Source organism: Galbibacter orientalis DSM 19592 (assembly GCF_000260115.1).
GTDB classification, from domain to species: domain Bacteria; phylum Bacteroidota; class Bacteroidia; order Flavobacteriales; family Flavobacteriaceae; genus Galbibacter; species Galbibacter orientalis.
In genome coordinates this window covers 1122180-1142479 of sequence record NZ_JH651379.1, presented here as the reverse complement: position 1 = coordinate 1142479, position 20300 = coordinate 1122180, and the positions used below count along the sequence as shown (strand labels likewise).

At 35.0% G+C, this 20300-nt stretch carries 14 protein-coding genes; 8 read left to right on the top strand and 6 right to left on the bottom strand.

From position 1 onward, the window contains the following. Positions 1-47 precede the first annotated feature (47 nt). Positions 48-2840: a 2-oxoglutarate dehydrogenase E1 component gene (locus tag JOOMADRAFT_RS05125; protein WP_008611782.1), complete on the bottom strand. Its 2793-nt coding sequence runs from the start codon at positions 2838-2840 to the stop codon at positions 48-50. A gap of 103 nt (positions 2841-2943) precedes the next feature. On the opposite strand from JOOMADRAFT_RS05125, the gene JOOMADRAFT_RS05120 reads away from it, so the two are divergent. Then, positions 2944-3486 carry a hypothetical protein gene (locus tag JOOMADRAFT_RS05120; protein WP_008611781.1) on the top strand — a complete coding sequence of 181 codons (543 nt, stop codon included), beginning with the start codon at positions 2944-2946 and terminating at the stop codon, positions 3484-3486. Between the two features lie 101 nt (positions 3487-3587). On the opposite strand, the gene JOOMADRAFT_RS05115 is transcribed toward JOOMADRAFT_RS05120, so the two are convergent. Next, a complete protein-coding gene (locus JOOMADRAFT_RS05115; protein WP_008611780.1) occupies positions 3588-4235 on the bottom strand; it encodes a gluconate 2-dehydrogenase subunit 3 family protein in 648 nt (215 codons plus the stop codon). A 10-nt stretch (positions 4236-4245) separates the two neighbouring features. Beyond that, positions 4246-5961, bottom strand: coding sequence for a GMC oxidoreductase (locus tag JOOMADRAFT_RS05110; protein ID WP_008611779.1), 1716 nt, complete (start codon positions 5959-5961; stop codon positions 4246-4248). Between the two features lie 143 nt (positions 5962-6104). Here JOOMADRAFT_RS05110 and JOOMADRAFT_RS05105 point away from each other — a divergent pair, with 143 nt between their 5' ends. The 7 genes from JOOMADRAFT_RS05105 (at position 6105) to JOOMADRAFT_RS05075 (ending at position 13673) form a co-directional block, all read left to right on the top strand. Continuing rightward, positions 6105-7130 carry a sugar phosphate isomerase/epimerase family protein gene (locus JOOMADRAFT_RS05105; protein WP_008611778.1) on the top strand — a complete coding sequence of 342 codons (1026 nt, stop codon included), beginning with the start codon at positions 6105-6107 and terminating at the stop codon, positions 7128-7130. Between the two features lie 82 nt (positions 7131-7212). Beyond that, positions 7213-8442, top strand: a complete 1230-nt coding sequence (locus tag JOOMADRAFT_RS05100; RefSeq protein WP_008611776.1) for a nucleoside permease — start codon at positions 7213-7215, stop codon at positions 8440-8442. A 101-nt stretch (positions 8443-8543) separates the two neighbouring features. Beyond that, positions 8544-9680, top strand: coding sequence for a Gfo/Idh/MocA family protein (locus JOOMADRAFT_RS05095; protein WP_008611774.1), 1137 nt, complete (start codon positions 8544-8546; stop codon positions 9678-9680). Positions 9681-9775: 95 nt separating this feature from the next. After that, positions 9776-10921, top strand: a complete 1146-nt coding sequence (locus JOOMADRAFT_RS05090; protein ID WP_008611773.1) for a Gfo/Idh/MocA family protein — start codon at positions 9776-9778, stop codon at positions 10919-10921. A gap of 98 nt (positions 10922-11019) precedes the next feature. Next, positions 11020-12072, top strand: coding sequence for a sugar phosphate isomerase/epimerase family protein (locus JOOMADRAFT_RS05085; protein ID WP_008611772.1), 1053 nt, complete (start codon positions 11020-11022; stop codon positions 12070-12072). Positions 12073-12090: 18 nt separating this feature from the next. Continuing rightward, positions 12091-12843 (top strand): 3-keto-disaccharide hydrolase, encoded by a 753-nt coding sequence (locus JOOMADRAFT_RS05080; RefSeq protein WP_008611771.1) that lies wholly within the window; start codon positions 12091-12093, stop codon positions 12841-12843. 2 nt (positions 12844-12845) lie between these two features. Beyond that, positions 12846-13673 (top strand): 3-keto-disaccharide hydrolase, encoded by an 828-nt coding sequence (locus JOOMADRAFT_RS05075; RefSeq protein WP_008611768.1) that lies wholly within the window; start codon positions 12846-12848, stop codon positions 13671-13673. 182 nt (positions 13674-13855) lie between these two features. On the opposite strand, the gene JOOMADRAFT_RS05070 is transcribed toward JOOMADRAFT_RS05075, so the two are convergent. Genes JOOMADRAFT_RS05070 through JOOMADRAFT_RS05060 form a run of 3 tightly spaced genes read right to left on the bottom strand, consistent with a single transcriptional unit; the run spans position 13856 to position 20267 of the window. After that, positions 13856-15304, bottom strand: a complete 1449-nt coding sequence (locus JOOMADRAFT_RS05070; RefSeq protein WP_008611767.1) for a sulfatase family protein — start codon at positions 15302-15304, stop codon at positions 13856-13858. A gap of 51 nt (positions 15305-15355) precedes the next feature. Further along, on the bottom strand, positions 15356-16804 hold the full coding sequence (locus tag JOOMADRAFT_RS05065; protein ID WP_008611766.1) for a RagB/SusD family nutrient uptake outer membrane protein: 1449 nt from the start codon (positions 16802-16804) through the stop codon (positions 15356-15358). Between the two features lie 10 nt (positions 16805-16814). Further along, the gene (locus JOOMADRAFT_RS05060) at positions 16815-20267 is read right to left on the bottom strand and encodes a TonB-dependent receptor (protein WP_008611765.1); all 3453 of its coding nucleotides are present in this window, start codon (positions 20265-20267) and stop codon (positions 16815-16817) included. Between the last annotated feature and the right edge of the window lie 33 nt (positions 20268-20300).

Sequence of the window (20300 nt, the reverse complement as noted above, 5' to 3'; positions counted from 1 at the left end):
TATTTTAGTTTTATATTTTATTGTCTAATTCTATTATAAATATACTCTTATTTCGCTTTTCGTTGCATATTGTCTTTGGTTTTATCAAAAACATATTCAATTACTTGTTGATGTCTACGTTTTGAACGCGTAGCACTTCCTGCTGCTGGAGCAGCGTAAAAACGTCTGGAAGCCACTCTAAAAGTACGTGCCTCTTCAAAATGAAGTAATAAATGACTCCAAGCTCCCATATTTCTTGGTTCTTCTTGTGCCCAAACTACTTCTTCTGCACTACTATATTTATCCATTATTTTACGCATTTCTGAAGTTGGCAATGGGAACAACTGCTCTATTCTTACTAAAGCAACATCTTCTCTTTTACCTTCTTCTTTTGCTGCCAATAAATCATAATAGAATTTACCAGTACAGAAAACTAGGGTTTTTACTTTTTTAACTGAAGCTTCAGCATCGTCTATAACCGTTTGAAAGCTTCCGTTTACAAACTCGTCTACCGAAGAAACCACTTTTGGGTGTCTTAATAAACTCTTAGGAGTAAAAACAATTAAAGGCTTTCTATAATCGGCTTTCATTTGTCGTCTTAACAAGTGAAATAAATTTGCTGGGGTAGTAACATCTGCCACAAACATATTGTCTTTAGCACACAATTGTAAGTAACGCTCCATTCTTGCCGACGAGTGCTCTGCTCCTTGCCCTTCATAACCGTGAGGTAATAACATTACAAGTCCGTTTTGCAATTTCCATTTATCTTCTGCAGCAGAGATGTATTGGTCTATCATTATCTGAGCCCCATTACTAAAATCTCCAAACTGTGCTTCCCAAATAGTTAATGTATCTGGACTTGCCATGGCATAACCATAATCAAAACCAACAACACCATACTCAGAAAGTAATGAGTTATACACATCAAAATGTGCATTTTGATTTTCTTTTAACTCATTTAATAGCACTACTTCTTCTTCGGAATCTTCTAATTTAATAACTGCATGACGGTGAGAAAAAGTTCCTCTTTCCACATCTTGACCAGACATACGCACTGCAAATCCTTCTTCTAAAAGAGAACCATATGCTAACAACTCTCCCATTGCCCAATCCAGCTTATCTGTTTCAAAGAACATTTTATTACGCTCTTTTATAAGCTTTTCAATCTTACGCATAAATTTTTTACCCTTCGGAAGATTGGTAATTGTTTCTGCAATTTGAGTTAATTTATCTTTAGGATAAGAAGTATCTATTGTATCCATCATTTTATCCTCCAGAGCAGGATTAAATCCTTTCCATTCATCTTGCATAAATGGAGTGATAACAGTTTTGTCTTCTTTTCTAGAATCTTCTAATTTTTCTTCCAAGGAAGCTTTATAGTCGTCTTCTAGTTTTTTAACATACGAATCGTCAATAACTCCCTCTTTCTTCAACTTATCTGCATAAATATCACGTGGATTTTCATGCTTAGAAATAGCCTTATAAAGTTTAGGTTGTGTAAATCTAGGTTCGTCTCCTTCGTTATGTCCGTATTTTCTATATCCTAATAAATCTATAAATACATCTCTTCCATATCTCATTCGGTAATCCAAAGCAAAAGTTATTGCATGAACTACAGCTTCAGCATCATCTGCATTTACGTGTAACACTGGAGAGAGCGTTACTTTTCCTACATCTGTACAATAAGTAGAAGACCTTCCATCTAAATAGTTTGTAGTAAATCCAATTTGGTTATTTACTACAATATGAATAGTTCCTCCTGTTTTATAGCCATCTAAAAGTGCCATTTGAACCACCTCGTAAGCAAGTCCTTGTCCTGCAATTGCAGCATCTCCATGCACTACAATTGGCAACACTTTAGAAAAGTCGTCTTTATAATGTCTATCTTGTTTTGCTCTAGTAATCCCTTCTACAACAGCACCTACTGTTTCTAAGTGCGAAGGATTAGGAGCAATATTCATATTTATTTTCTTCCCACTAGTTGTTTTCCGATCGCTTGTCCACCCTAAGTGATACTTAACATCTCCATCAAAAATATCCAACTCATAATCTTTTCCGTCAAACTCACTAAAGATGTCTTTAGCAGATTTTCCAAAAATATTGGTAAGCACATTTAACCTTCCACGGTGTGCCATTCCCATTACGAATTGCTGCACCCCCATATCGGCTGCTTTTTCAACCAAGGTATCTAACGCAGGAATTAAAGACTCATTTCCTTCCAAAGAAAAACGCTTTTGCCCTACATATTTAGTATGCAAAAAGTTTTCAAAAGAAATGGCTTCGTTTAATTTTCTAAGAATGTTTTTCTTTTCATCGTCATTAAACTTCGGATGATTATCGTTTACATTCAACCAATTTTGAATCCACTGCTTACGCTCTGGGTTTCGAATATACATATATTCAATCCCAATAGCATCACAATAAATTGCTTCTAAATGGTCTATAATTTCTTGTAAGGTTGAAGGACCAATTCCTAAAATATCTCCAGCATTAAAGACATTATTAAGGTCAGCTTTTTCTAACCCAAAATTATCGATAGCCAAGGTAGGGGAATACTTTCTTCTCTCTCTTACAGGATTGGTTTTAGTAAACAAATGTCCTCTGCTTCGATAACCGTCTATAAGGCGAATTACCTGAAACTCTTTGTAAACATCCTGAGAAATTTCAATTTTTTCTCCTGAAGTAGCATGTTCAATGGTTACTGTGTCGTCTTCTGAAGACGAAGTTTCCATCCCAAAATCAAAGCCTTGAAAAAAAGCTCTCCAACTTGGCTCTACACTATCCGGATTAATTAGGTATTGATCGTATAAGTCCGCAAAAAAAGCGGTATTTGCCGCATTTAAAAAGGAATATTTATCCATGTTTTCTTTTCACTGTCTCTTTAGACAAAATTTATACAAAAGTACAATATTTGAGAAAATTGATACATAGTTTTAATATATTTATAAGATAAAAATTACTGATATGCATATTTATAACAAGTCCTGTTTCAAAAAATACATCTTCGCTCTCTTTATGTTAGGAATTACTCAATTTGCTACTGCTCAAATGACGCAAAATTACAGAAGTCCTAATTTTTGGGACAATGTACGTTTTGGTGGTGGATTAGGATTAGGGTTTGGAAATGACTTTTTTAGTGGTTCTATAACTCCAAGTGCCATTTATCAAGTAAATGATAAGTTTGCAACTGGTGTTGGTTTAAACTTTACTTATACCGACGATCGTAATTATACAGCTACTGTTTTTGGAGGGAGCGTACTCGGTTTTTATAGCCCAATTAGAGAGATTCAACTTTCAGCAGAATTTGAAGAACTTCATGTAAACAGAAAATATGAATATGACGGAATCCCAGATTTTAGAGACGAATATTGGTATCCAGCACTGCATCTTGGAGCAGGTTACAACACAGGACCTGTAACTATAGGAGTACGGTATGATGTTTTATATGATGATGACAAAAGTATTTACGGAACACCTTTTATGCCTTTTGTAAGAGTTTATTTTTAATCAGAAGCAAAAAAAATAGGACAAAAAAAAGCCCTCTTCTTTAACCATAAAAAGAAGAGGGCTTTTAAAAAATGCAAAATCTAAGTAAATAATTTTAATTTTTATAATGACCAAGCACGACCACCAGTAGCTTCTTCTACTGGCATGCAGCCATTATACACCCCAGGAATAGGATCATAAGCCAATACTTCTTCCCCTATTTTCTGACTGTTTTTAAAGGCGTTTATTGTTGACCAACGTAAATCGTTTATCATACCAAAAGCAAGTGCTTCATTGTCTTCTACCTTATTTTCGGTAGTTCCAATTTCCACTTCATTCCCTTCAATACTAATACGTTTGTTTAGATCTTTCTTTTTATCTTCAGAAACTTTAAGATTTGCAGCTACAATCTCCTCATATTGCTCTGGAGTTATATCATTTAAATCTTCATTATAAGTTGCTTTTAACTGATTTACCAAACCTGCCATTCTTTTACGGTAGCGAGCTTGCGCTTCATCAGACTCTACTTCTTTAACATACTTGTCTATAAATTGAGGTACATTAACTTGAGAAGCAGATGGTGTATCTGTTTCAGGAATAATTACATCTACAATATTTGTAAGTGCAACTCCTTCTTCTGGTGTAAAAAACTCAGGAACCCAAGTTGCTTTATCGGCAGTGCAGCTTTGCAACATGCTTAAAAGCGTAGGTGTTGCTACAACAAAACCTGTAGTTAAACCAATATTTCTAAGTGCTCTTCTTCTGTCCATAATATGTTTTTTACAAATTCATTTTTTTAAGTTCTTCTACCGCATGGTTTGCAGCTCTTGCTGTAAACGCCATATATCCTAAAGATGGATTATGACATGCTGAAGAAGTCATAAAAGCTCCATCTGTTACATATACGTTTGGCACAGCATGTAATTGGTTATTTTTATTTAATACTGAAGATTTAGGATCTCTTCCCATACGAGCAGTTCCCATTTCGTGAATTCCTAATCCCATTCCTCCAATACTATCATAAGTAGAAATATCTTTAAAACCAGCAGCTTCCAACATTTCGGCAGCTTGTTGCTTCATGTCTTTACGCATTGCCAATTCGTTTTCACCAAAATCAGCATCAAAAGTTACCGTTGGTAATCCCCACTCATCCTTTTTATCATAATCAAGATACATACGGTTTTTATGATCTGGAAGCGTTTCTCCAAAAGCAGTCATTCCCATAGTCCAGTCTCCTGGCTCCATAATTGCTTCTTTCAATTCTTTTCCATAAGCAAGCTCACGGATAGATTCAGACCAATCTCCTCTACTTGCACCACCTTGATATCCGTAACCTCTAATAAAGTCTTTACGGTCTGTGGCACCTCCTAGATTTCTAAAACGCGGAATGTAAACCCCGTTTGGTCTTCTTCCTTTGTAATATTTATCGTGGAAACCGTCAAACTTCCCGCTAGCACCTACTCTAAAGTGATGATCCATTAAGTTATGACCTAGTTCTCCGCTGTCGTTCCCCATTCCGTCTGGGAATCTTTCAGATTTAGACTGTAATAAAATAGAAGCTGAAGCAATTGCAGAAGCACATAAAAAGATAACTTTTGCTTTAAACTCCATTGTTTCTTTAGTTTCCGCATCAATAACACGAACTCCAGTTGCTTTTCCTGTTTCAGAATCATATATTATTTCATGCACAATAGAATTTGGACGAAGCGTCATGTTTCCTGTTGCTTCTGCAGTAGGTAATGTAGATGAGTTACTACTGAAGTATGCTCCAAAAGGACACCCTCTAATACATCTATTTCTATATTGACATGGACCTCTTCCTTGTCCTTCTTTTGTTCCTTGAGTAATATGAGCTACACGTCCAATTGTAATGGTACGGTCTCCAAATTTTTCTTCAATAATATCTTTAAAATGGTCTTCCACACAATTTAAATCCATTGGAGGTAAGAATTTACCATCAGGCAAAACAGGTAAACCTAAATTTACACCACTTACTCCAATAAATTGCTCTACTTTATCGTACCATGGTTTTATTTCATCATAACGAATAGGCCAATCTACAGCAATCCCATCTTTAAGATTTGCTTCAAAATCAACATCTCCCATTCGGTAGCTTTGGCGCCCCCACATTAGTGAACGTCCTCCAACATGATATCCACGCATCCAATCAAAGCGGCGGTCTTCATTATAAGGATGCTTAACATCATCAACAAAAAAGTGTTCGCTTGCTGCACTAACTGTGTAACCTGTTCTGTTTTGTTTGAATTTTCTTTCTTTTACTTCTCTGGAAGCTGCGCCTCCGTTTGGCATATCCCATGGATCTAAATTTGCTGTTGGGTAGTCTTCCACATGTTTTACCATACGGCCTCTTTCCAAAACCAACGTTTTTAATCCATTTTCACAAAGTTCTTTTGCTGCCCAGCCACCAGAAACTCCAGTTCCTACGACTATAGCATCATACTCCTCTTGAGGGGAATTGTAATAAAATGTACTCATTTTTTTTAGCTTGTTTACAATAGTAGTTCTCCAAATATAAAAATTAATTTTTTACATTAGACGAATATTTTAATTATCAATTAATCATTTTAACAACATTAACATTGTTGATTTAATAATTTTCGACCTAATAACCTACGAATATGAAGAGAAGAAATTTTATTAGAAACACTAGTCAAGCAGGCTTAGCGCTCTCATTTTTAGGGATGTACGCCTGTAAAGAAACTCCTTCAAAAGAAGCAATTCCCGAAGAGGAAGCAGCCGTTTTTGAACCTTTTTTTAAATTATCATTAGCACAATGGTCTCTTCATAAAATGATCTGGGAAGAAAAATTAAATCCAATGGATTTTGCAAAAAAAGCAAAAGATTTAGGTTTTGAAGGTTTAGAATATGTAAATCAACTTTATAATAAAGAACTCGAAAAAAGAGGAAACAACAATAATGCAATTATTTCTTTAGCTGAAGATTTAAAAAAAATAAGCGATCAGCAGCAAATGAAAAATCAGATTATGATGGTTGATTTACAGGGAGACGAAAATTTACTTTCTACCCCCAATCAAACACATCGAAAACAAGGAGTGGAAAATCATAAAATCTGGATTGATGCTACTGCAATTTTAGGATGCCATTCCATGCGGATTAATTTATTTGGATCTAACGATGAAGAGATTTGGAAAGAAAATTCCATCGCTTCTTTAAAGGAACTTTCTGAATATGCTTCAGAAAAAAATGTAAATATAATTGTAGAAAACCATGGTTACCTCTCTTCAAATGGCGCACTCATGGCCGAAGTTATGGAAACTGTTAATAAAGAAAATTGTGGTACATTACCCGATTTTGGAAATTTCTGCTTAAAAAGAGAAGACAATAAATTATGGGACGCACCTTGTATTGAAGAATATGATATCTATAAAGGTGTTGAAGAATTAATGCCATTTGCAAAAGGAGTTAGTGCAAAAACTTTTAACTTTGACGAAAATGGCAACGAAACAACCATCGATTTTTATAAAATGATGAAAATTGTTAAAGATGCAGGGTTTACTGGTTTTGTTGGAGTAGAATATGAAGGAGAAGAATTATCCGAAGAAAAAGGAATTTTAGCAACAAAAGCATTATTACTAGCTGTTGCAAAAAAATTAAGTGAGACTTCAACAACCAATCAAGCATAACTATTTTTGAATATACAATCCCAATTTGCAAGCATTGGGATTCTTTATAATTACTAACTATAACTATTAAACGCAAGCGAACATGAACAAAAAAATTCAATTTCAGCTATCCTTTATGATGTTCTTAGAATTCTTCATTTGGGGAGGCTGGTTTGTAACGCTAGGAACTTTTCTTGGCAACAACTTAGAAGCTACAGGCGCACAATCTGCCATGGCATTTTCAACTCAATCTTGGGGCGCAATTATTGCTCCATTTATTATAGGACTTATTGCCGACCGTTATTTTAATGCCGAAAGAATTTTAGGGGTATTACACATTATTGGCGCAATTTTGATGTATTTAATGTACCAAAGTACAGATTTTGGTGCCTTTTACCCATATGTACTAGCATACATGATTGCCTTTATGCCAACTCTGGCCTTGGTAAATTCTATTTCTTTTAACCAAATGACCGACCCTGGAAAACAATTTTCTTTTGTAAGAGTTTTTGGAACCATTGGATGGATTGTTGCAGGAAGTGTAATTAGTTACCTTGCTTGGGATTCTAGTGAAAATATTGCCCAAGGAATGCTTAAAAACACCTTTTTAATGACAGCCATTGTTTCTGCTGCTCTAGGTATATTTAGTTTTACTTTACCTAAAACACCACCAAAAATTAATAAAGAAGAAAAAGCAAGTATCTCAGAAATTTTAGGTTTAGATGCCTTGAAATTATTAAAGGATAGAAACTTTTTATTATTCTTTATTTCTTCCGTATTAATATGTATCCCATTGGCTTTTTATTACCAAAATGCGAGTCCTTTTTTAACTGAAATTGGCGTTGAGAATTCAACTTTTAAAATGTCTTTCGGACAAATGTCAGAAGTATTATTTATGCTTCTTTTACCATTTTTCTTTAAAAAATTCGGCTTCAAAAAAACAATTCTTGCAGGAATGCTTGCTTGGACTTTACGCTATGTATTATTTGCTTTTGGAGACTCCGGAGATTTAGTTTTTATGCTTATTATAGGAATTGCTTTACACGGACTTTGCTATGATTTCTTCTTTGTATCTGGACAAATCTATACCGACTCTAAAGCTGGCGCTAAATATAAAAGTGCTGCACAAGGACTTATTACCCTTGCAACCTACGGGGTTGGAATGTTAATTGGTTTTGAAATTGCAGGAATGATTTCTGATAAATTCTTAATTGCTGAAGGGTCTCACGACTGGTATAGCATTTGGATTTACCCTGCTGGTTTTGCACTTGCCGTAGCGGTATTGTTTGCTATCTTTTTTAAAGATGAAAAAATAGAATACAAAGAGCAATAATATAGAGGTTTGGAATTAAGAGTTTAGGCGTGTATAAATTGTAAAACACCCATAACTTCTTCCATGTACTCTTTTTAACTTTATAATATTTAACTAACAATATGAGTAAGAAAATAAGATTAGGAATTTTAGGAGGCGGAGGCGATTCGTTAATTGGTGTTTTGCACCGTATCGCTTCTTCTATGTACGATAGCTACCAATTGGTTGGAGGTGTTTTTAATCCGAATTACGATGATAATATAGGGTTTGCTGAACAAATTGGCATCCCAACAAATCGAATTTATAAAGATTTTGATGTATTTATTGAGGAAGAATTAAAACTTCCTGAAGATGAGCGCATCCAAGTAGTTTCGATTTTAACCCCTAACTTTTTACATTTTCCGATGGCAAAAAAACTATTGGAATCTGGTTTTAATGTTATCTGTGAAAAACCAATGACCACAACATTTGAAGAAGCTCAAGTTCTTCAAGAAACATTGGAAAAAGCAAATACTATTTTTGCTGTAACTTATACCTATACAGGCTACCCAATGGTCCGCCAGATGAAAGAGATGATTTCTACTGGAGTAATTGGGAAGGTTCAAAAAATAGATGTTCAATATTATCAAGGTTGGATTAATCCAATTATTCACGATAAAGAAAAAAGAGCTAGCACCTGGCGTTTAGATCCAGAGAAGTCTGGAATTAGCTGTTGCGTTGGAGATATTGGAACACATGGTTTTGATATGATTGAGTATGTTACAGGGATGGAAGTAAAAACCATTCTAGCCGACCTCAATTATTTATATGCCGACAACAAAATGGATATTGACGGAACTATTTTACTTCGCTTTGCGGAAAATGTAAAAGGAGTTTTAAGAACAAGCCAAATTGCTACTGGAGAAGAAAACAATTTTACTGTAAAAATTTACGGAGATAAAGGTGGTTTAAAATGGGAGCAAGAAAATCCAAACTATTTACACCACCTAACTGAAGATGAGCCATTAAAAGTTTTAAAACCAGGGCATGCTTATAACAGTGCATTTTCTTTAGACGGAACAAAACTTCCTCCAGGACATCCAGAAGGAATTTTTGACTCCATGGGTAATATTTACAAAGGAGTTGCTAAAGCCATCCGAAAAGAAAAATACCATCCAGGAGAATTTCCAACTATGAAAGATGGAGTGCGTGGAATGAATTTTATTGAACGTGCAGTAGCCTCACATCAACAAGGAAATGTTTGGGTAGAAGTTAAATAATTTCTACTCAATTATGATAATTTAGGCTGTGCGTATGTATACACACAGCCTTGTTTTTTAATAAAACTAAATTTATATTCAGTAATAAAAAAACAATGAGAAAATTAAGAATGGGAATGGTCGGTGGTGGCATTGGCTCTTTTATGGGCGATGTACACCGAAAAGCATCTGGCCTTGATGGAATGATAGAGTTAGTATGCGGTGCATTTAATAGCTCTCTAGAAAAAACAATTGCCTCTGGGAAAGCATTATATCTTCCTGAAGATAGATGCTACGGAAGTTATCAAGAGATGATTGAAAAAGAAAAACAACTCCCAGAAGGAGAGCGAATGGATTTTGTAACTATTGTTACGCCAAACCACTTACATTTTGAGCCAGCTAAAATGGCTCTAGAAAATGGTTTTCATGTAGTTTGTGACAAACCTATGACGCTTACTGTTGAAGAAGCAAAAACACTTGAAAAATTAGTTGAAAAAACAGGACTCCTCTTTGCTTTGACTCACAATTACACAGGCAACGCCATGGTAAAACAAGCCAGAGCAATGGTTTTAAACGGGGATTTAGGAGCTATTTACAAAGTACAAGTGCAGTATTTACAAGGGTGGATGACCGCCGAAGTAAATGAACAGGCAAAAATTAAACCTTGGAGGGCAGATCCTACAAAATCTGGTATTGGAGGTTCTTTAGCAGATATAGGCACACATGCAGAAAACTTGGTATCCTATATTACTAATTCTGAGATTGCAGAAGTTGCAGCAGATTTAGGGAGAATTGGAAAAGACCGTGTACTTGATAACGATGGAAACATTCTTTTACGAATGAAAAATGGAGCCAAAGGAACAATGTCAATCTCTCAAGTTGCCACTGGAGAAGAAAATGCCTTGATTGTAAAAATATATGGTAGCAAAGGAAGTATTGAATGGAACCAAGAAGATTCCACAAAACTTATTGCCAAGTGGGTTGACAAACCTCAGCAAACTTTTACTCCAGACGGGATAGCTGTTTATGATAATGTAAGAGCTATATCTAGAATTCCAAAAGGACACCCAGAAGGCTATTTAGAGGCATTTGGAAATATATATAAAGCCTTTGGATTACACCTAATGAGTATATTAGAGAACAAAACCATAGAGAAACCCGATTATCCTTCAGTAAAAGAAGGCGTTAATGGGGTTGAGTTTATTTATGCAGCAGTAAAAAGTGATAAGGAAAATTCCGTTTGGACTGCTTTAAAAGCATAATTTTAAGACTAATTATTTTTTATCAATTTTATTTCTGAATAAATTGCTAATTAAATCACTAAAACGATTTTATAATATTCAACTAAATACATCAATAAATGAAAACTATAAAAGGCCCTGCGGTATTTTTAGCGCAGTTTGTAGATGACAAAGCCCCTTTTAATTCTCTTGACGGAATTTGTAAATGGGCAGCCGATTTAGGCTATAAAGGAATCCAGATTCCAACCACCGAAAAGTTCTTAATCGATTTAGATAAAGCGGCGGAAAGCAAAACATATTGCGATGATCTTAAAGGAAAAATTAATTCCTACGGGTTAGAGATTACAGAGCTATCTACGCACTTACAAGGGCAACTTGTGGCAGTAAACCCTGCCTATGATATTATGTTTGATAATTTTGCCCCAGACAATGTAAAAAATAACCCTAAAGCACGTACCGAATGGGCTATAGACCAGATGAAGAAAGCTGCAAAAGCCAGTAATTATTTAGGGTTAAATGCGCATGCAACCTTTTCAGGCTCCTTACTTTGGCACACTTTCCATCCATGGCCACAAAGACCACCAGGACTGGTGGAAATGGGATTTGAAGAATTAGCAAAACGCTGGCTCCCTATTTTAAATGAATTTGATGAGCAAGGCGTTGATGTTTGTTATGAAATACATCCAGGAGAAGACCTTCACGATGGAGATACTTTTGAACGTTTTTTAGAAGCTACTGGCAATCACAAACGTGTAAATATTTTGTACGACCCATCTCATTTTGTCCTTCAACAGTTAGACTATATTGAGTATATTGATCATTATCATGAATTTATCAAATCCTTCCATGTAAAAGATTCCGAATTTAATCCGACAGGAAAAAAAGGAGCATTTGGAGGATATAATAATTGGGGAGACCGTGCAGGAAGATATCGCTCTTTAGGAGACGGACAAATAGATTTTAAAAGAATCTTTTCAAAACTCACTCAATACGGATGTGATGTTTGGGCAGTTATGGAATGGGAATGTTGTATTAAAAGTCCAGAACAAGGAGCAAGAGAAGGTGCGCCTTTTATCCAAAAACATATTATTGAAGCTACGGAAAAAGTATTCGACGATTTTGCAGGTGGAGATACAGACGACGCAAAATTGAAAAAAATACTAGGATTATAAAAAACTAAAAACAAACATATGAAAACTATTAACTATTTATTTATAGCATCACTCGCAATGATGTCTTGCAAGCAACAAAATAATGATAAAACTGCTTCTGAAGAAAGTATTAAAACAGAAACGGAGGCAACCCAAGAATTAGCTTCTAATAATGACGGATGGAAAATACTGTTTGATGGAACAAACTTTGATTCTTGGCACATGTTTAATGGTGGCGAAGTAAACGATTCTTGGACAATCAAAGATGACGCAATGGTATTAACTCCAAGTGAAAACGCTGGAAATATTGTTACAAATGAAGAATTTAAAAATTTCGAACTTTCTTTAGAATGGAAAATTTCTGAAGGTGGAAACAGTGGTTTTTTCTGGGGAGTACAAGAAGATAAAAAATATAAAGAACCTTACCAAACTGGACCAGAAATTCAAGTATTAGATAATGAAAGGCATCCAGATGCAAAAGCAGGAGAAACACACCAAGCAGGAGCTTTATACGATATGATTGCCCCAAGTGAAAAAGTAGCTAGACCAGCTGGAGAATGGAACACATGTATTTTGGTAATTAACCATAAAACAAATCAAGGTTCTGTAACTTTAAACGGTACGGAAATTGTTAAATTCCCAGTTCATGGAGATAAATGGGAAGAAATGATAGCAAATTCTAAATTTAAAGGATGGGATGGCTTTGGAGCTTCAGAAACTGGAAAAATTGGTTTACAATATCACGGGGATGAAGTTTCTTTTAGAAATATAAAAATAAAAGAGCTTAATTAAGGATGAAAAAAATACTATTTAGCGCCCTATTAATTGGTGCTATTGCGGCGTGTAATTCGCCTCAAAAAGAAGAACAAAAAGTAGAAGTCCCTAAAACTGAAGAAAAATCTGACGTTATAACTTATGAAGAATATTCTGGGGAAGAACCAACTACTCCTGAAGAAACAGAATTTTACAAACCTGTTGCTCCAACTGTAAATCCAACCGAAAAAAATGGAGCTCCTAGTGATGCTATTATCCTTTTTGACGGAAAAAATTTAGACAATTGGATTAGCTCTAAAGACAGTACTGCTGCTGCTTGGACTTTGAATAAAGACGGAAGTATGACCGTAAAAGATAAAGCGGGCGATATTCAAACCAAACAGAGTTTTGGAAGCATTCAATTACATATAGAGTGGAAATCGCCTGCCAAAATTCAAGGAGACGGACAACACAGAGCCAATAGTGGTGTGTTTTTACAAAACCTATATGAAGTTCAAGTATTAGACAATAATAACAACAACACATATACAAATGGGCAAGTAGGCGCTATTTACAAACAAGGTGTACCGTTAGCAAAGGCTTCTGTGCCAACTGGAGAATGGAATACATATGATATTATTTACCATGAACCTGAATTTAATAGTGAAGGAGGGAAAATAAAATCGGCTACTATAACCGTTTTACATAACGGCGTACTAATTCAAGACCATACTGAAATAAAAGGTACTACCCCCTATATTGGATGGCCTAAAAATGAAGCTCACGGCGATGGCCCAATAAGACTTCAAGATCACGGCGATAATAGTCGTGTTAGCTATAGAAATATTTGGGTGAGAGAATTGAAGTAATTGTTACCCAAATCCAGATAATAAAAGTTCTATGCATTGCTATTCCCCAAATCTCATCGAAGTGTTGCTATGGTTATAAATTAACCTAATACATTATAAACAAAAATCAGATAAAATACAAGAATAAGGGTTGATGCAATTAACATCAACCCTTTTCTATTAGCACTTTATAATAGCACTAGCTAAAAGGCTCCTTTACTATTGTTTTTTACAGCATTGGTTTTGCTGCCGGGCATTTCTCCTCGAATTTCAAAACTCTCGGTTTTAACATACCCCGCTTCTCTTGTATACCAATCTTTGGTAAGTTGTTCTGGAACATAATCTCCGGTTTCAGTCATCCATTTTTCTAGTACAGTTCTCAACTCATTTAGTTTTTCTTTTTTTGATGGTATCGAAGCGATATTTAACAATTGAAGAGTATCTGTTTTACAATTAAAAAGTTCTTCACTAGGTCTTGGTGTAACAAAAACATCTGCCTGAGCAGCTGTTAATTCTCCTGCTTCTTTCTTCATCTCCAAATCAATATACGATGGACTTCCAACAGCATCAGCAGGCCCAGATTGCGGATATTGAGGCTGAGCATTAAAAATATACATAAAATCTTCTGTACGTACCATACGTTCAAAAGCCTCATAGTCATGCCAGTTATGTTCTGCAAAAACGTGTTTCCTAAAGCTTTTTGAAGGCGATTTTAATACTTCTTTAAAACTTACTCCTTGAAATTGATCTTCTATGGAAACATTTGCCAAATCCAAAATGGTTGGGGCAATATCAATGGCACTTACCAAGGCATTACTTTCGGTATTTTTTGCCACAATATTTTTTGGTCCATAAATTATAAAAGGTGACTTCATACCCCGATCGTTAACACGTGTTTTGCTGTGTGGAAAAGGTCTGCCATTATCAGCCATAACAATCAATAAAGTATTTTCCATTTCTCCTTGATTTTTCAATTCCTTTAAAACTTCTCCAATGCTATAATCGAATCGCTTTATTTCATCGTAATAATGCCCCATATCTTCTTTGGTATTTTCACCATTTACTAAATAAAAAGGCGGAGTGATTTTATTAGGGGGGTGAGTACCAGAAAATTTATTTTCTCCCCATTCCCGATGCGCATCATACGAAGCAAACCACATAAAAAATGGTTTGTTTTTTGGTCGCTCTTTTATAGCATCCACCCACATTTTCTCTCCTCCAGAACCATTTTCCTCCCTTTTTTCAAAAACTTTATCAAAACCCCGGTATGCATACGCTCCCATGTGAAATTTTCCCGCCTGAACGGTATAATATCCGTTTTGTTTCAATATCTCTGGAAAGGATTTCATCCATAGCGGCGGCTCTGTATGGAGTTCTGCGGCTCCCGTATTATGAGGATACCTTCCTGTTATAATACTATTTCTGCTGGGGCTACACGAGCTGGCCGTAAGGTAGAAATTGTTAAATTTCAAGCCTTGCTCTGCCAATGTATCTATGGTGGGGCTTTGTACGTCGGTATTTCCGTAGCACCCCAAATCGTTCCAACTAACATCGTCTGCTATAAAAATAATGACATTCATTTTATCTTGACTGAAAAGTTGGGTGTTAATTATTAAAAAAAACACCATTAATAACCATGTTGTTAACTTCATCGGATTCTTATTTGTGTTACACTCTAAAAGTATAGATTATTTTCATTGAATTTATTTGTACCCATTATTCTGTTCTAAATTGGGGTTAATGTCTATTTCATTCTGAGGGATTGGAAATATTAGTTTATCTTGATTAATAGCATATCCTTTATCACTCATTACAGACATAGCTCGATTGGTTCTAACCAAATCAAAAAAGCGATGAAACTCAAAACAAAGCTCTATTCTTCGCTCATGTTCTATGGCGAGTTTAAGGTCTGGATATTTAGAAGTAGGATAATCAGGTGTTCCATATAATGGAAGCCCTACACGCTCTCTTACCATATTTAAATACGTTGGATCGTTAGTGATTTCAGCATACATTAATAATATATCCGCATAACGAATTATTTCAAAGTTTTGCCCTGGGTTATTAAAATTGGGATCGTAGAATTTTAGTGTATACGGATAATTTACAAAGTTTCCACTGCCCAAGTTGATATATCCTTTGGCTACGCTTATTTCTATTCGTGGATCATTTTCTTCAAACTCAGCAACCAAATCTTCTGTAGGAGTATTAAATCCTTCTCCTCTAAAAGTTAACGCTTGACCCGGAAGGTGAAAATCAAATTCGAAAGGAGAATAGGTGGTTTGATGAGATGCGTTGTTGGCATTAATCCCAGATGAATATTGAATTTCTAAAATAGAGGCTTTACAATTTTTCGTCTCGGGCAAAAACAGATACATATAATCTTCAATATTTATAGTGCCATCTTCATTGGCATCTAAAGAATATCGATTGCTATTGATGATAAATTCCAGTTCACTTTTTGCTGCTGGATTGTTACCAAGAGTTAAATAAATCTTTGCTAAAATAGCCGACACTCCATATTTTGTTATCCTTCCTACATTATTTGCATCATATGCTTCAGGTAAATAAGGTTTGGATGTGTTTAGATCTTGTATAATATTTTTGTATATTTCATTTGGTTCAGTTTGCACAACAGCGTATGATTCCTCAGGGGTAATAGTTTCTTCAACATAAGGAACTTTTCCCCAAACTCTTACTATATTAAAGTATACAAGTGCACGTACCGCTAACGCTTGAGAAATCATTATATTCTTCTTTGTCTCATTTATTTCCAAAGGGGTGTTATTTATCCTTTCTATAATATTATTACAAATAAAAATTGCTTTATAGGCATTTTCCCAAGCATTCTCAATAAGACCATTATCGGTTAATATTGAATATTCATTGATTTGTTCGAAAAAGTTATTGGCCCCTGTTGCCGCTTTTATGTAGGTGTTGTCTGAATAGGCTTCCCCATAGATGTCTGGTAAACCAGTAGCATCATATACAATCCCTAATTGTCTGTATACTTCATTGAGAGACTGTTCAAGTTCTTCTTCTGAAGTATAAAAAGTATCATTGGTGGGTTGTGTGATAGGATATAAGTCTAGCCTGTCTGATGAACAACCAACCACGATTATAAGTATTATGATATAATATAATGTTTTCATTTTTTTTGTGTTAAAATTTAACGTTAAGCCCTATTGAATATGTTTTTGCAGTAGGATATGCTGCACCTCCAACCCCTCTATATAACGGACTAGAAACATTGGTATTTAAAAAATTCTCTGGGTCAAAAACCGGAGCTTTTGCTATGGTAAATAAGTTTGCTCCGTTAACAAAAAGCCTCACATGAGACAACCCTAATTTAGAAATAACATAATTAGGTAGTTTATATCCTATCGTAAGGTCTTTAAGTCTAAGATAAGAACCATCATCAATCCAATAACTAGACGCTGTTTTTTCTAACCCTTTAGTATCTACTGAAAGCTTGTAGTGGTATCCATCGCCTGGATTTTCTTCAGAGCGCCAACGGTTATTAACTTCTGAAAGGTAATTTCTTCCTTCATGGTATAAAAGAGACCGGTGGGCATTATCATCATAGATTTCACCTCCTACAACTCCTTGAAACAAAATGCTTACGTCTAAGTCTCCTACAGTAAAGTTATTAGTAATTCCCCAGTTAAAATCGGGTTGAGTATTACCTATTATGGTTCTGTCATCTGCATTTAATATCCCGTCTCCATTAATATCTTTATATCTTCCGTCTCCTGGGGTAATATAATCTGGACTTGACGGATCGCTATCAATTTCAACTTGATTCATATACACCCCATCATATTGAAAACCATAAAAACTAAAAACAGGCTTTCCTATTTGGTTAATTTTTTGCATTGAACCAAATGATCCTAGGTCGAATATGATAGATGTATTATTTTGACCTAAGCGGGTAATCTCGCTTCTATTTAATCCAAGATTAAATTGTGTTGTCCAAGTAAATTTATCTTTAATAAAATTTTGGGTTTGCAGATTAATTTCAACTCCTTTATTGGTAATTTCCCCAATATTTGAGAAGGCATTTGTAAATCCAGTAATGGAAGGGACAGGAACATCAAGTAATAAATCATTTGATTTTGAAGTATATAAATCAACTTCCAAACTAATTCGATTTTTCCACACTCCTATATCAAACCCAACATTCAATTGTTTAGTCCCTTCCCATGCTAAATTTTTATTTTCTAAATTGGTAGGGAAATATGTGGTTACTGTATTATTCCCTAAAGAGCCTCTTTGTTGTGTAATTGTACTTACCCACTTATAGTCAGAAAAGTTGTCGTTCCCTGTTATCCCATAACTGGCTTTTAGCTTAAGTTTACTAATTACTTTTGAGTCTTTCATAAAACCTTCGTCCGAAACCCTCCAAGCACCAGAGAAGGAGTAAAAATCACCCCATTTATTTTCTGGCCCAAACCGTGAAGAACCATCTTTACGATAAGAAGCAGAGAAAATATAACGATCTAAAAAAGAGTAGTTTAATCTGCCTAAATATGAAATAAGGTTGGTTTCTCTTGCCATGTCATTTGCTTCCACTACTTTTTTCCCAGCTGCTAATGAATGAAAATTATCATTATCATAACCTTCTCTTAAGGCAATAATATAGTTATATTTTTGATGATTATATTCTTGACCTATAAGCAGATTAAGCGAATGTTTATCAAAAGTTTTATTGTATGTTAAAATGTTCGACCATGTATAACTGGTAGTTCTTTGATTCTCTACAGAATATCTAGCGACTGTCTCATAGTTTTTCCCTAAATCGTGATTCCCAGCTTGATAATTTGTTCCTTCTTTATTGTTAGCATAGGCACTAAAAGTAGATTTAAAACTCAAAGGGTCTGAGAACTGAATGTTTGCAAAAAGATTTCCAAGAGTAGTAAAGTTACTATTCTGAATGTCATCATTAGCTCGATACAAAGGATGTCCATTATTAGGTCTAAACAAAATAGAAGAATAATTTTCAAATCCTGACGTATTCAATGGGCCTCCTAAATAACCGTCATTACCATAGATCGGATAAATGGAAGGGTATTGAACAGCCCATTCAACTGTCCTGTTGTAAGCTTGATTTTCATTATCGTAAAGGGTGTTTAACATTCCCCCCAGCTTTAACCAATCGTTAATGGTTGTAGATGTATTTATATTGATAGTATAACGCTCATAATCAGAGTTAATAACAATTCCCTCTTGATTGAGGTATCCTGCGGACAAGCTATATTTAGATTTTTCATTTCCTCCAGAAAAGCTTATCCCAAGTTTACGTAAAGGAGCTGCTCTAAAAATCAGGTCTTGAAAATCTGTATTAGGTAACGTTTCTGGAGACTCCAAAGCTTTGGGCCATGTGTATTTGTATTGCCCTCTAGCACTAATGGTATTAGGCGCATTTGGATCACCTCCTTGATCTATCCATCCATTCTGAGCTGCATCTATAGCTGCTTGCGCATATTCACTAGAATTCATTACATCCATTTTCTTAATCACTTGTTGGATACTGGTTGTATAATCAATATTTAATGTTGATTTTCCTCTTTTCCCCGATTTGGTGGTAACTAATATAACTCCATTCGCTCCTCTGGAACCATAAATTGAAGAAGAAGAAGCGTCTTTTAATACTTCTATAGATTCAATATCAGAACTATTAATAGAATTTAAATCATAATTTGGGAGCTGTACCCCATCAATAACGACAAGTGGTGAGCCTCCAGCTGATATGGAATTAACCCCACGGATTTGAATACTAGATGAAGCTCCAGGTCTTCCACTTCCATTAATGACTTGTACCCCAGCTACCTTACCGGTCAATACTTGTCCGAAATCTACCGTTGCTCTACTATTTAGGGTCTCATTCATTTTAAGAGATCCTATAGAGCCTGTTACGTCTCTCTTTTTTAATGTTCCATACCCAATAACCACTACTTCGTCTAAGGCAGCAGCGCTTTCTTCAATGGTAATTTTTAAATTGGTTTGCCCGTTTACAGGAACTTCTTTTGTGGTAAAACCAATATATGATATTACTAAAACAGCATTTTCACTGCTTAAAGAGAGGCTAAAATTACCATCAAAATCTGTTTGAGTTCCATTGCTGGTACCTTTTTCCAATACATTGGCTCCAGGCAGGGGAGTTCCTAGCCCATCGAAAACACTTCCCGAGACCTCAAATTGATATTTTTTTATAGCATTACGGGGGGCTTTAATATAATCTTCAACATTTTTCTTTTCCTTTTTCAAAAGAATTTTTCGGTCTAGGATTTCATAGGTTACATTTTCATTTTTAAATAATATAGTTAACACATCTGTAATAGGTGCTTTTTTAAATACAGCAGATATTTTCCTATCGAGGTCAATATCGTTGGTGCTAAATATAAATCTGAACTTTGTAGTAGATTCAATCTCATCAAGTACTTCAGAAATACTATTGTTTTTAGCTTCAAGCGAAATTTTTGTCTTTTGAGAATACGAATTATTGGCCTGAATAGTAAAAATAGTTGTGACTAGAAACAGTAAGGATAGTTTCATTTTTAGGTCAAATTTTATAATCTGTGGAAAGTAAAGCCACAGGTTAGCTTGTTTTTTCATAATTTTGAAATGTTTAAAAGGGTGATTAATTTT

Coding starts and splice junctions, on each gene's coding strand:
- JOOMADRAFT_RS05125 (WP_008611782.1), bottom strand. CDS start 2,840: ATGGATAAATATTCCTTTTTAAATGCGGCAAATACCGCTTTTTTTGCG.
- JOOMADRAFT_RS05060 (WP_008611765.1), bottom strand. CDS start 20,267: ATGAAAAAACAAGCTAACCTGTGGCTTTACTTTCCACAGATTATAAAA.
- JOOMADRAFT_RS05115 (WP_008611780.1), bottom strand. CDS start 4,235: ATGGACAGAAGAAGAGCACTTAGAAATATTGGTTTAACTACAGGTTTT.
- JOOMADRAFT_RS05100 (WP_008611776.1), top strand. CDS start 7,213: ATGAACAAAAAAATTCAATTTCAGCTATCCTTTATGATGTTCTTAGAA.
- JOOMADRAFT_RS05075 (WP_008611768.1), top strand. CDS start 12,846: ATGAAAAAAATACTATTTAGCGCCCTATTAATTGGTGCTATTGCGGCG.
- JOOMADRAFT_RS05120 (WP_008611781.1), top strand. CDS start 2,944: ATGCATATTTATAACAAGTCCTGTTTCAAAAAATACATCTTCGCTCTC.
- JOOMADRAFT_RS05090 (WP_008611773.1), top strand. CDS start 9,776: ATGAGAAAATTAAGAATGGGAATGGTCGGTGGTGGCATTGGCTCTTTT.
- JOOMADRAFT_RS05110 (WP_008611779.1), bottom strand. CDS start 5,961: ATGAGTACATTTTATTACAATTCCCCTCAAGAGGAGTATGATGCTATA.
- JOOMADRAFT_RS05085 (WP_008611772.1), top strand. CDS start 11,020: ATGAAAACTATAAAAGGCCCTGCGGTATTTTTAGCGCAGTTTGTAGAT.
- JOOMADRAFT_RS05105 (WP_008611778.1), top strand. CDS start 6,105: ATGAAGAGAAGAAATTTTATTAGAAACACTAGTCAAGCAGGCTTAGCG.
- JOOMADRAFT_RS05065 (WP_008611766.1), bottom strand. CDS start 16,804: ATGAAAACATTATATTATATCATAATACTTATAATCGTGGTTGGTTGT.
- JOOMADRAFT_RS05080 (WP_008611771.1), top strand. CDS start 12,091: ATGAAAACTATTAACTATTTATTTATAGCATCACTCGCAATGATGTCT.
- JOOMADRAFT_RS05095 (WP_008611774.1), top strand. CDS start 8,544: ATGAGTAAGAAAATAAGATTAGGAATTTTAGGAGGCGGAGGCGATTCG.
- JOOMADRAFT_RS05070 (WP_008611767.1), bottom strand. CDS start 15,304: ATGAAGTTAACAACATGGTTATTAATGGTGTTTTTTTTAATAATTAAC.